We start from the raw sequence: 12561 nt of genomic DNA, 5'->3' as shown, positions 1-12561 counted from the left end.
CCGGCCTTGCTCCCGGGAGGACCGCGCTGCAGGGCCCATCCTGGGCCCCAGCGCTTGACGGGCATCCATGCCCGTCACCTCCCTCCGCAAGGCCTACGTTCGGCCTCCTGAAGTCGCGAAGGTACGGGCGGCGCCTGGGCTGACGCAGCTGTCGCTAGTGGGCTGTGGTGTTAATCTTCTGATCGCCAAAGCTAAAGCTAAAGCCAAAGCCAAAGCCAAAGCCAAAGCCAAAGCCAAAGCCAAAGCTAGCCCGTATGGCGTTCGGAAGATCAATACGCTTAAGCGCGCTCACCACAAAGATCCAGCGCGAACCAATGCTCCGCCGCCTGTACATCCAGCCCCGCGCCCAACAGCGCAAACAGCTTGCCCAGCGCGGCCTCGCGGGTCATGCCACCGCCACTGACCAGCCCGGTGTCACGCAGGCGGCTGCCAGCGGCATAGGTGTCGAATACCACCGAACCTTCCGGACACTGGCTGATGGCAACGATCATCACCCCACCCTGGCGGGCGTCATGCAGGACGTCGAGCAGCGCCTGGTCGTCGGACGGCCCGGTGCCACTGCCGTAGCACTCCAGCACCAGTCCCTGGATACCGCTATCGAACAGGCCACGCAGATGTTCGGCGGCAAGGCCAGGGAACACCGGCATGACCGCCAGCTTGACCGGCTGGCGTGGCTGACGGTAGTCCAGGCGGGTCGGCAGCTCAGAAGTGTGTTCGCCCTCGCGATGGCGGGGCAACACGGTAAAGGCGTCGAACGCCTCGCTGCGCAGCTTCGAAGCGCGGCAGCCGTGCAGCAGCTGACCGTGGAAGTACAGCTGCACGCCGTCCTCCAGGCCGTTTTCGAACAGGTTCAGGGCTCCGACAAGGTTGGCCCAGGCATCGCTGTCCGGCGCGCCGGCCGGTAGCATGGAACCGGTCAACAGCACTGGTGCTGGCAGGCCCAGCAACAGGAACGACAGGGCCGCGGCGCTGTAGGCCAGGGTATCGGTGCCATGCAGCACCAGCACGCCGTCGTGGCCGTCACGCTCGACCGCCTCGACGATGGCGTCGCGCATCGCCAGCCAGTTGGCCTGTTGCATGTTGGCGCTGTCAATCAGCGGGTTCAGCTCACACAGCGACCAGTGCACCTTCGGCGCATCGCCGCAGTTGGCGAAGTGGTCACGCATGCGCGCTTCGAAGCCACCGGCCGGCGCGAGGCCTTCGGCGGTCTGCAGCATGCCGATGGTGCCACCGGTGTAAAGGACGAGAAGATTCTTGACTGCACGCATGGGAATTTTCCGTAGCGATGTAGCGAAGGAAGAGGCAGCCGCCCACGAACGGGGCGGCTGGGGCAGGGGAGAATATCAGCGCTGAGCGTGCGCCTGAACGGCAGCTTTGTCAGGGGCTGTTTCAGCCTGCGGATTGGCCGGCCAGGCGGCACGGTCCAGGTCCAGGTCGGTGAACTTGCTGGAGTCGAACACCGGCTGCTTGATGCCGGCCTTGCGCTGTGCGTCGTAGTCGCGCATGACGCGCAGGCCGACCTTGAACAGCATGGCCAGGGCGATCAGGTTGACGAAGGCCAGGCAGGTCATGGTGATGTCGGCGAAGGCGAACACGGTCGACAGGTCCTGCGTCGAACCCCACACCACCAGCGCCAGCACCAGGCCGCGGAAGGTCATCAGCACGGAGCGGTTGCGGCTGAGGAACTGCAGGCTGTTCTCGCCCAGGTAGTAGTTGTAGAGAATGCAGGTGAAGACGAACAGCGACAGCGCGACGCTGACGAAGATGCGGCCCCAGTCACCGACCACGGCGGCCAGCGAGTTCTGGGTCAGGACGATGCCGTCACCTTCGAAGCCCGGAGTGTAGAAACCCGACAGCAGGATCAGCAGTGCGGTGCAGGTGCAGATCACGAAGGTGTCGAGGAACACGCTGAAGGCCTGGACCACGCCTTGGGCGCCCGGGTGCTTCACGGCGGCCACGGCGGCGACGTTCGGCGCGCTGCCCAGGCCTGCTTCGTTGGCGAACACGCCACGCTTCACGCCCATGACGATGGCGCTGCCGAGCAGGCCAGCGAACGCAGGGTCGAGGCCGAAGGCGCTCTTGAAGATGGTTTCCAGCATGGCCGGGACGTGTTCGATCTGGGTGCCGATCACGTACAGGGTCACGCCGATGTAGGCCAGGGTCTTGACCGGTACCAGCAGGTCGGACACTGCGGCGATGCGCTTGATACCGCCGATGAAGGTCAGGGCCAGCAGGGCTGCCAGGACGATACCGGTGTGTTTCGGATCGAAGGCAAAGGCGTTCTGCAGCGAGTGGGTCACGGTGTACGACTGCAGGCCGATGAAGGCGAAGCCGTAGGTGACCAGCAGCAGGATCGAGAACACGATCGCCATGCTTTTCAGCTTCAGGCCGTGCTGGATGTAGTACGCCGGCCCGCCGCGGTACAGGCCGTCGCCATCGGCGCGCTTGTAGACCTGGGCCAGGGTGCATTCGAAGAAGCTGCTGGACATGCCCACCAGTGCGGTGACCCACATCCAGAACACGGCGCCCGGGCCACCGAGGGTCACGGCGATACCGACACCGGCGATGTTACCGGCGCCGACGCGCCCGGCCAGGCTCAGCATCAGGGCCTGGAACGAGCTCAGTTGGCCTGCCTGGCCGCGAAGGGATTCCTTGAAGACACCGAACATGTGGCCGAAATGGCGGAACTGGACGAACCGCGAGCGGATGGTGAAGTAACCGCCGAGTCCGACGATCAGCACGATGAGCAGTTTCCCCGAGAGGAAATCGTTGAGTGCTTCGAGCATTGGGAAATGACCTCGATTCTTATTCTTCGCGTGGAAAGACCAGCGGGCGGCAGGCGCACCGCTTTTCATTGGGGGCGCATGGTTGGCTATGACAACTGTGGTTACAATTTCGCGGGTTGCTCCGTTTTGGTGCGACTTGATGCTAGAATGGCGTCACTCGCATCATCCGGACCTGCGCATCATGGGCGATCATTTCGCTATCAACCTCAAATTGGCCTGTAGCCACTACCGCTCTATCTCCGAGGTTTGCCGGCAGCTGTCGATCAATCGCGCGCAGTTCAACAAGTACCTGAGCGGTCAGAGCCGTCCGACGGCTTACAACCTCAAACGCATCGGCGATTTCTTCGGCGTCGAGGATTACGAGCTGGGTCTGCCGGCCGAACAGTTCGCCCGCTTGATCGGCGCACGCACCCAGGAACAGCGTGTCGGTCCTCAGGACGACCCGATCAGCGAACTGTTCAAGCCGCTGCATAAAGAAGCCGGCAACCTGTCGCGCTATTGCGGCTACTACTTCGAATATTCCAACTGCATGTCGGTGCCGGGCTCGATCCTGGTATCGCTGGTGCATCTGTGGGAGGAGCGCGGCAGCTTTTTGTTCGAGCGCCAGGAACGCCAGGAGCGCAGCAGTGGCCTCGACCAGCACGCCGAGGTGCGTTGCCGCTACCTGGGCGCGGCGTTCCAGCTGCAGGACCGGATGTTCCTGATCGACTACGAGTCGCTGACCTTCAACGAGATGAGCCAGACGATTCTCATCCCCAGCTTCAAGAGCCGCATCAGCCGCCTGAACGGCCTCAAGACCGGGGTTTCCAGCGGTGACCGGCGCAATCCGGCGTGCACCCGGGTGGTGTGGGAATACCTGGGCGAGGAGATCAACCGCATCAACGCCTACCGGCAGATCAAGCTGTACCGCCCGGACGATCCGCGCATCGATGACGACATCCGTGATCGGCTGAGCGCGGGGATGGTCAGCAACGGGTTGTTCGAGATCGAGTGAGTCATCATTGATGTCGCATTTATTGCGCAATGATGCGTGGGAACGGGCTTGCCCCGCGATGGCGTCAGCACGACCAACGATGGCGCCCGATCGGACGCCATCGCGGGGCAAGCCCGCTCCCACGCAAGTACAGCAGTCTTCGACCCACTTCAATCGAGAATGAACGCCGCCACCGCATCGGCCACCTGGTCCGCGACCTCCGGCCGGGCACGCAGGTGCGCGGCGATGCCGTGGTCGCAGTCGGTGAGCATCAGGCATTCCACATGGGGCGCCGGCACCGAGCGCAGCAACGCGTGGGTGACCTCCTCGGGAATCGGGCTGTAGCGCTCGACGCCCGCCAGCCGCCGGGTACCGGCCGAGGTGCCGGGCCCCTGGCCGTGGACCCTGGAGTTGAGCCCGTCGTATTCGCCGATCACCAGCAGCACCCGGCCCTGGAACTGGCGCAGGAAGGCGTAGCTGTCGCAGTCGAGGAAGGCATAAGGCTTGCGGATGGCCTCGCTGAAGGCCGGCCCGAAGGGCGCGGCATGGGCCGCGTCGGGGTAGACCGCCGGGCAGATCAGCACCAGCTTGCGCACGCTGGGACGCTGGGCGGCCAGCTTCAGGGCTATGGACGCGCCCAGGCTGTGGCCGACCAAGGTGTCGCTGCGCGTGTCCAGATGCCGGTGAAAGCGCAGGGCCTCCTGCAGGTTGATGTCCAACGAGGCGTCCTTGGCCCCTGGTTCGCTGGCCAGGCTGTGGCCGGACAGGTTGCCGGTCAACGAGCCGATGCCCTGCTGCTGGAGGCGGTAGAGCAACGGGTTGAGGCGGGTGAAGTCGGAGCGTGCGCCGCCGACCACGAACACCGTGGGGGCACGCTCGGCGTCTGGCAGCAGCAGGCGTGCCTGCTGGCGATAGTCGGCAAAATCCTCGTAGATGAACCGCTCCGGGCCGGGTGCGGGCTCGTCGAATTGCCATCTGGCGCGCTGTGCAGTGTTCAGTTCGGCATCCATGTTGATCTCCTTGAACAGGCCTGGCGCAGTATAAGTAGCTGTCGGCAAAGGCGGAATACCGCCCCGGCCGGTGCCAATCGCCACGCGGCGCGCGCCAGGCCTTGCCTGGGTTGGACTTCCCCTGTCGGAAACAGCAAAATGAACCCCTTTCCTCCATCGACCAGACCGGACCTGTTGACTCTATGCGTATGCGCCTGATGCTGTTGGGTGGTGGCAATGCCCTCGGGCAAGCGCTGATTCGTCTTGGGGCCGAGGAAGATATCGCCTTCCTGGCGCCTCGCCCGCCGGAAAACGGCTGGGATCCGGCCAGCCTGACCCTGTTGCTCGACGAGCAACGTCCGCACGCCGTGGTCAACCTGGCCTATTATTTCGACTGGTTCCAGGCCGAGTCCGTCAGCGAGCAACGCCTGGCCCAGCAGGAGCGGGCGGTGGAGCGGCTCGCCGAACTGTGCCAGCACCACGAGATGATCCTTGTGCAACCGTCCAGCTACCGTGTGTTCGATGGCTCGCGCGCCACCGCCTACAGCGAGAAGGACGAGCCGGTGCCGCTCGGCCTGCGCGGCCAGGCGCTCTGGCGCATCGAGCAGAGCGTGCGCGCCATCTGCCCGCAGCATGTGCTGCTGCGCTTCGGCTGGCTGCTGGACGAGAGCATCGACGGCGCGCTCGGGCGCTTCCTGACCCGCGCCGAACAGCCCCAGGAATTGCTGCTGGCCGATGACCGCCGCGGCAACCCGACGCCGGTGGACGACGCCGCTCGGGTGATCCTCTCGGTGCTCAAGCAGCTCGATTGCCAGGCGCCGCTGTGGGGCACCTACCACTATGCTGGCAACGAGGCCACCACGCCGCTGGTGCTCGGCCAGGCGATCCTCACCGAGGCCACCCAGTGGCGCAAGCTGGCCGTGCAGGCGCCGACCGCCCAGGCCCACGCCGCCCGCCCGGATGCCAGCGAGGAGCCACAGCACGCGGTGCTGGCCTGCAAGAAGATCCTTCACACCTTCGGCATCAAGCCCCGCGCCTGGCGCGCCGGCTTGCCGCCCCTACTGGACCGATTCTACCGACATGGCTGACGCCCCCATCCTGATCACCGGCGGTGCCGGCTTCATTGGCTCCCACCTGTGCGATGCGTTGCTGGAGAAAGGCTACGCGGTGCGTATCCTCGACGACCTGTCGACCGGCAAGCGCAGCAACCTGCAGCTCGGCCATCCGCGCCTTGAACTGCTCGAAGGCGATGTCGCCGACGCCGCCCTGGTGGCCCGTGCCGCCACTGGTTGCCAGGCGGTAGTGCACCTGGCTGCGGTAGCCTCGGTGCAGGCCTCGGTGGAAAACCCGGTGAAGACTCACCAGAGCAACTTCATCGGCACGCTCAATGTCTGCGAGGCGATGCGCTTGAACGGCATCCGTCGCGTGCTGTTCGCCTCCAGCGCGGCAGTGTACGGCAACAATGGCGAAGGCCAGTCGATTGCCGAGGACACGCCCAAGGCACCGTTGACTCCCTATGCGGTGGACAAGCTGGCCAGCGAGCAGTACCTGGACTTCTACCGCCGCCAGCATGGGCTGGAGCCGGTGGTGTTCCGCTTCTTCAATATTTTCGGGCCGCGCCAGGATCCTTCCTCGCCGTATTCGGGGGTAATCAGCATCTTCTGCGAGCGCGCCACCCAGGGTACGCCGATCACCGTGTTCGGTGATGGCGAGCAGACCCGCGACTTCCTGTTCGTCGGCGATCTGGTCCAGGTGATGGTGCAGGCGCTTGAACAGCCGGTGGTGGAAGAGGGCGCGGTGAATATCGGCCTGAACCAGGCGACTTCGCTGAACCAGTTGCTCAAGGCACTGGAGCAGGTGGTGGGCGGTTTGCCGGCGGTCAGCTACGGTCAGGCCCGCTCGGGCGATATCCGCCATTCGCGGGCGGACAATTCGCGCTTGCTGGCGCGTTTCGCGTTCCCTGAGCCCACGCCGTTCGTCGAGGGGCTGGCGCGGTTGCTCGGCAAGGTCTGAATCCCCATCGCGGGGCAAGCCCACTCCCACGCCGCCATGGGGGCTGGTGGGAGCGGGCTTGCCCCGCGATGACATCACGAATGCCGGACCACCCGCCGCCGGCAATCCTCCGGCCGCACCTCTCGCCCATCCCGGGCCCGCACCTGCAGCGTCTCCAGCCCTTGGCCACGATCATCGACCAGTTGCGAACGTGACTCCCCCGCCGTGAACAGGTAGCGCTCCCCCCACTGACGCAAGCCGATCACGATCGGAAACACCGAGCGCCCCCGCTCGGTCAGCACATATTCCTTGTAGGCACTGCCATCCGAGGCCGGCTGCTGCACCAGCAGTTCCGCCTCCACCAGCAGCTTCAAGCGCGAAGCGAGGATGTTCTTCGCCAGCCCCAGGTTCTTCTGCAATTCGCTGAAGCGGCGCAGGCCGTCAAAGGCATCGCGCAGGATCATCAGCGCCCAGCGGTCGCCGAGCACCTCCAGGGCGCGGGCCACGGGGCATTGCTGGTTGTTCTCGTCGAGCATGGCGCGATCCTTGGGTGTCTAACTGGTTGCATAATAAAACCACTTTTGTTAAAAGGCCAGTTATGTGGTTTTAAATTGAAACCAGAATTGCAAGGGAGTCTTCGATGTCGACGCTCACCCGTGGATTGACGTTGTTGCTGGCAGCCGCATGCGCACTGGCCGTGGCCACGGTGTATCTCGCCCAACCGCTACTGGAGTCGATGGCGGCGAGCCTTGGGGTGAACAGCGCCCGCGCCGGCCTGATAGTGGGGATGACCCAGGCCGGCTATGCCTTGGGGTTGCTGCTGATCGTGCCGCTGGGGGATCTGCTTGATCGCAAGCAGCTGATCCTCGGCCAATTGCTGGTCTCGTCCGGCGCCTTGCTGGCCGTAGCCTTTGCCGTGGACTGGGCCGTGCTGCTGGCCGCAATGGCCCTGGTCGGCCTGGCTGCGGTGGTGGTGCAGGTGATGGTGGCGCATGCCGCCACATTGGCCACGCCCGCCGAACAAGGGCAGGCGGTGGGCACGGTGACCAGCGGCGTGGTGCTGGGCATCCTCTCGGCGCGCTTGGTATCGGGCGCAGTGGCCGACCTGCTCGGCTGGCAGGGTGTGTATGGCGTGGCGGCAGTGCTTGCGCTGGCGATGGCGGGGCTGCTCGCCTGGCGCTTGCCCGCTGCCAGGCCGCAGGGGCCGGGGCAGCGCTATCGGGCGCTGCTGGCATCGGTGCTGCGGCTGTATCGACATGACCGGCTGCTGCGCCAGCGCGGCCTGTTCGCGGTGCTGGTGTTCGCGGCGTTCAGTGTGCTGTGGAGCGCGATGGTGCTGCCCTTGAGCGCCGCGCCACTGGCGCTGGATCACACGCAAGTCGGACTGTTCGGACTGGCCGGCGTAGTGGGGGCACTGGCGGCAGCGCGTGCCGGGCGTCTGGCCGATCTGGGGCATGGACGGCGGGTGACTGGCTGGGCATTGGGTCTGCTGACCCTGTCGTGGCTACCCATCGCCTGCCTCGAGCAGTCATTGCTGGCGCTGGTAATCGGGATACTGATGCTGGACCTGGCCGTACAGGCAGTGCATGTGACCAACCAGAGCCTGCTGCTGGCGGGGCGCGGCGAGATGGCCAGCCGGCTGATCGGCGCGTACATGTGCTGCTATTCGCTCGGCAGCGGGGTGGGGGCGGTCGTGGCGACCTGGGTTTACGGACAGTGGGGCTGGGTGGCTGTGTGCGGGGTGGGGGCGGGGACAAGCGCGCTGGCCTGGGGCTATTGGGGGTATCTCTGGAGTGTCGAGACGATGCGTGGCGCGCCCGCTCCAGAGGGAGCAGGCGCGCCTGCGGATCAGAACTTGTAGCCGATACCGACCATGTAGACCCACGGATCGACATCGACGTCGACCTTGGTCTTGCCGACGCCCAGGGCGCTCGGGCCGTCGATGCTGGCCTTGGTGTCGATGTCGACGTACCAGACCGCGGCGTTGAGCAGCAGGTTGTCGGTGAGCATGTAGTCCATGCCCAACTGGCCGGCGATACCGACCGAGTCCTTCAGCTTCATGTTGCTGAAGCCCTGGGCCTTGCGGTCGCTGGTCAGGTCTTCATCGAAGAACATCGTGTAGTTGATGCCCACGCCGGCGTATGGCTGGAACTTCGAGGACGGCGCCATCGGGTAGTACTGCAGCGACAGGGTCGGCGGCAGTTGCTTGATGTCGGCCAGCTTGCCGTCCAGGCCAGGGCCGAGGCCCTTGACGCCGACTTTGTGCTGGAACGGGGTAGCGGCCAGCAGCTCGAGACCGATGTGGTCGGTGAGCATGTAGGCGAAGGCCAGGCCCAGCTGGGTGTCGCTGTCCAGAGTCGCCTTGGTGCCCGAGACCTTGGCGCCGTCGAGCTTGATGTCGCCGCTGTTCTCGTTGGGCGCGGTGGTGATGGCGCCGGCGCGGAGGATGAAATCCCCCGCCTGGTGGGCGTGGGCGACAGGGGCTGCAAGCGCCAACGCGACGAGCGAGGCACCGAGCAAGGACTTGTTCATGGAAGCTCCCAGAGGACGTGAGTAATCGAGTAGTCCAATGGTACGAAGCTGACTAAACAGAAAGTTTGACCCAGCTCAAAGAAGCCGTGCTATCGGGGTGACGCAGTGCTCACTTCAGCTCATAAGCGTAGATTTTCTCTGCTTCCATCTGGTAACCGGCGTCCGCCAGTTCGCTGCTGCTGGCCTTGACCTGCATCGTGCCCTCGATCCAGTACGGTTGGTACAGGTCTTCGATGCGCACGCCCATCTCGCTGAAGATATGCACGATCTGGTTCGACGGCGGTGGCGGCACATGGATGCAGGCGCCGTAGTAGGGCACCAGGAGGAACTCGGTGGTGCGGCCTTCGTCGCTGACTTCCAGCGGCACTATGTAGCCGGGAATCTTCACCTGCTGGCCGTCCAGGGCTTTCACCACCGGCGCGTTGGGCGCCTGCTGGCGGGCGGCGGGGGCGGCCTCGGCGGACAGCGCGTCGCTGATCTGCGACAGATCGTGCAGGGGCGTCAGTTGTGGCGGGATGACCGGCGCGCCCTCGGGGATCAGGGCGGGCCAGTCCAGTTCGCGCGGGTCGGCGGCCCAGAGGGGCAGCGAAGTCATCAGCAGGATCGTGAGCAGCAGATACTGAATGATCGGTGTTGCCCTCTTCGCGGGTTTACCCGCGAAGAGGGTGGTGAAGTCTAGGATCATGTCTGTCTCTTAAAGGTGGATCGACAAGCCATCGGCCAACGACTGCCGATAGGCGCGCCAGGCCGGCACGCTACCCATCAGCAGCGCCGCGCCGAGGATGATGGCCAGCAACGTCCACTCGTGGGCGCTCGGCCAGGCCAGTGGCAGGTATAGCCCATAGTTGGCTTGCACATAGCCCTGGGCCAGGGCTATGCCTGCGTACAGCAACCCCAGCCCGGCGGCGATGCCTGCCAGCGCCAAGGCCAGCGCCTCGAGCACCAGCAATCCGGCGATATGCCAGGGACGGGCACCCACCGATCGCAGGATGGCCATTTCCCGGCGGCGCTCGTTGAGGCTGGTGAGAATGGCCGTGAGCATGCCGATCAGGCCGGTGAGCACAACGAACAGCGACACCACGAACAAGGCCTGCTCCGCCGTGCCCATCAGGCTCCACAGCTCCTGCAGGGCCACGCCGGGCAGGATCGCCAGCAGCGGTTCGGCGCGGTATTCGTTGATCTCGCGCTGCAGGCTGAACGTAGCGATCTTGCTGTTGAGCCCGAGCATGAACGCGGTGATGGCCGCAGGCTGCAGGCCCATGGTGCGGGCCTGCTCGGCGCTGATGCGCCCGGCGCCACGGGCCGGCACGCCGTTGTGCCAGTCGATGTGGATCGCCTCCATGCCGGCCAGGCTGATGTGCAGGGTACGGTCCACCGGGGTGCCGGTGCGCTCGAGCACGCCGACCACGGTGAACGGCTTGTCGTCGTGCTTGACCAGGCTGATGGCGGCTACACCATGCGCCAGGACCAGCTTGTCGCCGAGCTTGTAGTGCAGCGCCTGGGCCACTTCGGCGCCGAGCACCACCTCGAACGGATCGTCGGCGAACGCCCGGCCCTGGTCGAGTGCCAGGTGCTGACGGCGGCCGAACTGGTAGTGGCTGAAATAGTCGGTGGTGGTGCCCATCACCCGGTAGCCACGGTGCGAGTCGCCCAGGGAGATGGGGATCGCCCATTTCACCCGCGGGTCGCTGGCGTAGTGCTGGTAGCTGTCCCAGCGGATGTTGTTGGTGGCGTTACCGATGCGAAACACCGAGTACAGCAGCAGGTTCACCGACCCCGAGCGGGCGCCGACGATCAGGTCGGTGCCGCTGATGGTGCTGGCGAAGCTGGCGCGGGCCTCGGTGCGCACCCGCTCGACGGCCAGCAGCAGGCACACCGACAGGGCGATGGCGAACGCGGTGAGCAGGGCGGTGAAGCGGCGGTTGGCCAGGCTGGCCAGGGCAAGGCGAAGCAGGTACATCAGGCCTCCCGGGGCTTGGCGGCGCGGTTGAGCTCGGCCAGGGACAGGTGCCGGTCGAACAGCGGCGCCAGGCTCTGGTCATGGCTGACGAACAGCAGGCTGGCACCCGCGTCGCGGCATTCGTCGAACAGCAGGCGGATGAAGGCCTCGCGGGTGTCGGCGTCGAGGGCCGAGGTGGGCTCGTCGGCAATCACCAGCTCGGGCTGGCCGATCAGCGCCCGGGCCGCGGCAACCCGCTGCTGCTGGCCGATCGACAGGCTGTCGGCGCGGCGGGCGAGCAGCGCCGGGTCGTCCAGGCCCAGATGGGCGAGCAGTTGGGCTGCGGCCTGGTCGATGCTGCCATGGCGCTGGGCGGCGCGGGCCGCGCGGCTTTTCGAGAAGCGGCAGGGCAGTTCGACATTCTCCCGCACCGACAGGAACGGCAGGAGGTTGAACTGCTGGAAGATGTAGCCGGTGTGATCGACCCGGAAACGGTCGCGGGCACCCTGGCCCAGGGCCGCAAGGTCCTGGCCAAGCAGGCGGATGCTGCCTTGTCCGGGGCGGTTGACCCCTCCCAGCAGGCCGAGCAGGGTGGTCTTGCCGCTGCCGCTGGGGCCCTTGAGGAACAGCGCCTCGCCGGGCTCCAGGCGAAATGCAGGGATTTCCAGCAGCGGCGCCTGGCCGGGCCAGGCGAACACCAGGTCATGCAGTTCGATCAGCGGCTGGTTCATTCAGAACGCGACCACGGCCTTGGCGGGGGTGGCCTCGATGCCTTTCTGGCCGTTGGGGCCGATCAGTTGCACGTTGATCTTCTGGGTCTGCGGGAAGGTCTTGAACAGCGGGCCGAGGTCGATCTGAGCGAGTTTGCCCGGGGTGGTACAGGTCAATTGATAATGGGCGTTGACGTCGGCGTGGGCGTGACCGTGCTCATGGCTGTCACCATCCTCGTCGGCCTGGGCGGCGTCGCCGAACAGCGGGCTTTCCAGCTCCTGGGCGTCTTCCTTGCAGCCGGCGGCCGGGGCAACGCCGAACAGTTTCAGGGGCTGTTCGAGCTGCTGGCGGGCAGCGGCGACCTTGGCCTTGTCGGCATCGTTGCTGGCCACGTGCTCGAAGCCGACAATGTTCATCGCCGGGCTGTCCAGTTCCAGCTCGAGGGTGTTGCCGTCGAGCACCGCGTTGAGCTTGGCCACGCCATGCTCGTGGGCACCGAGGGAGCCATGGGCGTGGTCATGATCGTGGTCGTCGTGGGCATGGGCCACGGCCAGGGGCAGCAGGGCGAAGGGCAGGGCGAGCAACAGACGACGCATGGACGGCTCCACAGGCGGTTTGGAAAAGATTATGTGATGTTAT

The 12561-nt window shown here is 65.6% G+C and carries 13 protein-coding genes; 4 read left to right on the top strand and 9 right to left on the bottom strand.

Annotation, left to right across the window (positions count from 1 at the left end):
- Positions 1 to 278: 278 nt before the first annotated feature.
- The gene (locus tag ACVWZ5_RS17335) at positions 279 to 1268 is read right to left on the bottom strand and encodes an asparaginase (protein WP_062575351.1); all 990 of its coding nucleotides are present in this window, start codon (positions 1266 to 1268) and stop codon (positions 279 to 281) included.
- A gap of 75 nt (positions 1269 to 1343) precedes the next feature.
- Positions 1344 to 2786 carry an alanine/glycine:cation symporter family protein gene (locus ACVWZ5_RS17330; RefSeq protein WP_280070973.1) on the bottom strand — a complete coding sequence of 481 codons (1443 nt, stop codon included), beginning with the start codon at positions 2784 to 2786 and terminating at the stop codon, positions 1344 to 1346.
- A 181-nt stretch (positions 2787 to 2967) separates the two neighbouring features.
- Here ACVWZ5_RS17330 and ACVWZ5_RS17325 point away from each other — a divergent pair, with 181 nt between their 5' ends.
- Positions 2968 to 3780, top strand: a complete 813-nt coding sequence (locus ACVWZ5_RS17325) for a helix-turn-helix domain-containing protein (protein WP_062361865.1) — start codon at positions 2968 to 2970, stop codon at positions 3778 to 3780.
- A gap of 149 nt (positions 3781 to 3929) precedes the next feature.
- On the opposite strand, the gene ACVWZ5_RS17320 is transcribed toward ACVWZ5_RS17325, so the two are convergent.
- Positions 3930 to 4769, bottom strand: coding sequence for an alpha/beta hydrolase (locus ACVWZ5_RS17320; RefSeq protein ID WP_301142250.1), 840 nt, complete (start codon positions 4767 to 4769; stop codon positions 3930 to 3932).
- A 182-nt stretch (positions 4770 to 4951) separates the two neighbouring features.
- Here ACVWZ5_RS17320 and ACVWZ5_RS17315 point away from each other — a divergent pair, with 182 nt between their 5' ends.
- Positions 4952 to 5836 (top strand): sugar nucleotide-binding protein, encoded by an 885-nt coding sequence (locus ACVWZ5_RS17315; protein ID WP_062575348.1) that lies wholly within the window; start codon positions 4952 to 4954, stop codon positions 5834 to 5836.
- Positions 5829 to 6761, top strand: coding sequence for an NAD-dependent epimerase/dehydratase family protein (locus tag ACVWZ5_RS17310; protein WP_028690263.1), 933 nt, complete (start codon positions 5829 to 5831; stop codon positions 6759 to 6761). Before ACVWZ5_RS17315 ends, ACVWZ5_RS17310 begins: the two co-directional genes overlap by 8 nt.
- A gap of 74 nt (positions 6762 to 6835) precedes the next feature.
- Here ACVWZ5_RS17310 and ACVWZ5_RS17305 read toward each other — a convergent pair whose 3' ends face one another.
- Positions 6836 to 7276, bottom strand: a complete 441-nt coding sequence (locus ACVWZ5_RS17305; protein ID WP_062575347.1) for a winged helix-turn-helix transcriptional regulator — start codon at positions 7274 to 7276, stop codon at positions 6836 to 6838.
- A 104-nt stretch (positions 7277 to 7380) separates the two neighbouring features.
- On the opposite strand from ACVWZ5_RS17305, the gene ACVWZ5_RS17300 reads away from it, so the two are divergent.
- A complete protein-coding gene (locus ACVWZ5_RS17300; RefSeq protein WP_258800544.1) occupies positions 7381 to 8601 on the top strand; it encodes an MFS transporter in 1221 nt (406 codons plus the stop codon).
- Here the strand turns inward: ACVWZ5_RS17300 and ACVWZ5_RS17295 are convergent.
- From ACVWZ5_RS17295 to ACVWZ5_RS17275, 5 genes are all read right to left on the bottom strand, one after another.
- Positions 8589 to 9272, bottom strand: coding sequence for an OmpW/AlkL family protein (locus ACVWZ5_RS17295; protein WP_028690266.1), 684 nt, complete (start codon positions 9270 to 9272; stop codon positions 8589 to 8591). The genes ACVWZ5_RS17300 and ACVWZ5_RS17295 overlap by 13 nt on opposite strands.
- 109 nt (positions 9273 to 9381) lie before the next feature.
- Positions 9382 to 9867, bottom strand: a complete 486-nt coding sequence (locus ACVWZ5_RS17290; RefSeq protein ID WP_036985990.1) for a DUF3299 domain-containing protein — start codon at positions 9865 to 9867, stop codon at positions 9382 to 9384.
- A gap of 99 nt (positions 9868 to 9966) precedes the next feature.
- On the bottom strand, positions 9967 to 11232 hold the full coding sequence (locus ACVWZ5_RS17285) for an ABC transporter permease (RefSeq protein WP_457340754.1): 1266 nt from the start codon (positions 11230 to 11232) through the stop codon (positions 9967 to 9969).
- The gene (locus tag ACVWZ5_RS17280) at positions 11232 to 11942 is read right to left on the bottom strand and encodes an ABC transporter ATP-binding protein (RefSeq protein ID WP_062575345.1); all 711 of its coding nucleotides are present in this window, start codon (positions 11940 to 11942) and stop codon (positions 11232 to 11234) included. The genes ACVWZ5_RS17285 and ACVWZ5_RS17280 overlap by 1 nt, the downstream gene beginning before the upstream one ends.
- Positions 11943 to 12518: a DUF2796 domain-containing protein gene (locus ACVWZ5_RS17275; RefSeq protein ID WP_062575344.1), complete on the bottom strand. Its 576-nt coding sequence runs from the start codon at positions 12516 to 12518 to the stop codon at positions 11943 to 11945.
- Between the last annotated feature and the right edge of the window lie 43 nt (positions 12519 to 12561).

The sequence above is a fragment of the Pseudomonas sp. TE6283 genome (genome assembly GCF_054060555.1).
This window is presented reverse-complemented; position numbering and strand designations above follow the sequence as displayed.

What these genes read in the sequence shown, in the direction of transcription:
- ACVWZ5_RS17335 (WP_062575351.1), bottom strand. Translation starts at nt 1,268, where the DNA reads ATGCGTGCAGTCAAGAATCTTCTCGTCCTTTACACCGGTGGCACCATC.
- ACVWZ5_RS17330 (WP_280070973.1), bottom strand. Translation starts at nt 2,786, where the DNA reads ATGCTCGAAGCACTCAACGATTTCCTCTCGGGGAAACTGCTCATCGTG.
- ACVWZ5_RS17325 (WP_062361865.1), top strand. Translation starts at nt 2,968, where the DNA reads ATGGGCGATCATTTCGCTATCAACCTCAAATTGGCCTGTAGCCACTAC.
- ACVWZ5_RS17320 (WP_301142250.1), bottom strand. Translation starts at nt 4,769, where the DNA reads ATGGATGCCGAACTGAACACTGCACAGCGCGCCAGATGGCAATTCGAC.
- ACVWZ5_RS17315 (WP_062575348.1), top strand. Translation starts at nt 4,952, where the DNA reads ATGCGTATGCGCCTGATGCTGTTGGGTGGTGGCAATGCCCTCGGGCAA.
- ACVWZ5_RS17310 (WP_028690263.1), top strand. Translation starts at nt 5,829, where the DNA reads ATGGCTGACGCCCCCATCCTGATCACCGGCGGTGCCGGCTTCATTGGC.
- ACVWZ5_RS17305 (WP_062575347.1), bottom strand. Translation starts at nt 7,276, where the DNA reads ATGCTCGACGAGAACAACCAGCAATGCCCCGTGGCCCGCGCCCTGGAG.
- ACVWZ5_RS17300 (WP_258800544.1), top strand. Translation starts at nt 7,381, where the DNA reads ATGTCGACGCTCACCCGTGGATTGACGTTGTTGCTGGCAGCCGCATGC.
- ACVWZ5_RS17295 (WP_028690266.1), bottom strand. Translation starts at nt 9,272, where the DNA reads ATGAACAAGTCCTTGCTCGGTGCCTCGCTCGTCGCGTTGGCGCTTGCA.
- ACVWZ5_RS17290 (WP_036985990.1), bottom strand. Translation starts at nt 9,867, where the DNA reads ATGACTTCGCTGCCCCTCTGGGCCGCCGACCCGCGCGAACTGGACTGG.
- ACVWZ5_RS17285 (WP_457340754.1), bottom strand. Translation starts at nt 11,232, where the DNA reads ATGTACCTGCTTCGCCTTGCCCTGGCCAGCCTGGCCAACCGCCGCTTC.
- ACVWZ5_RS17280 (WP_062575345.1), bottom strand. Translation starts at nt 11,942, where the DNA reads ATGAACCAGCCGCTGATCGAACTGCATGACCTGGTGTTCGCCTGGCCC.
- ACVWZ5_RS17275 (WP_062575344.1), bottom strand. Translation starts at nt 12,518, where the DNA reads ATGCGTCGTCTGTTGCTCGCCCTGCCCTTCGCCCTGCTGCCCCTGGCC.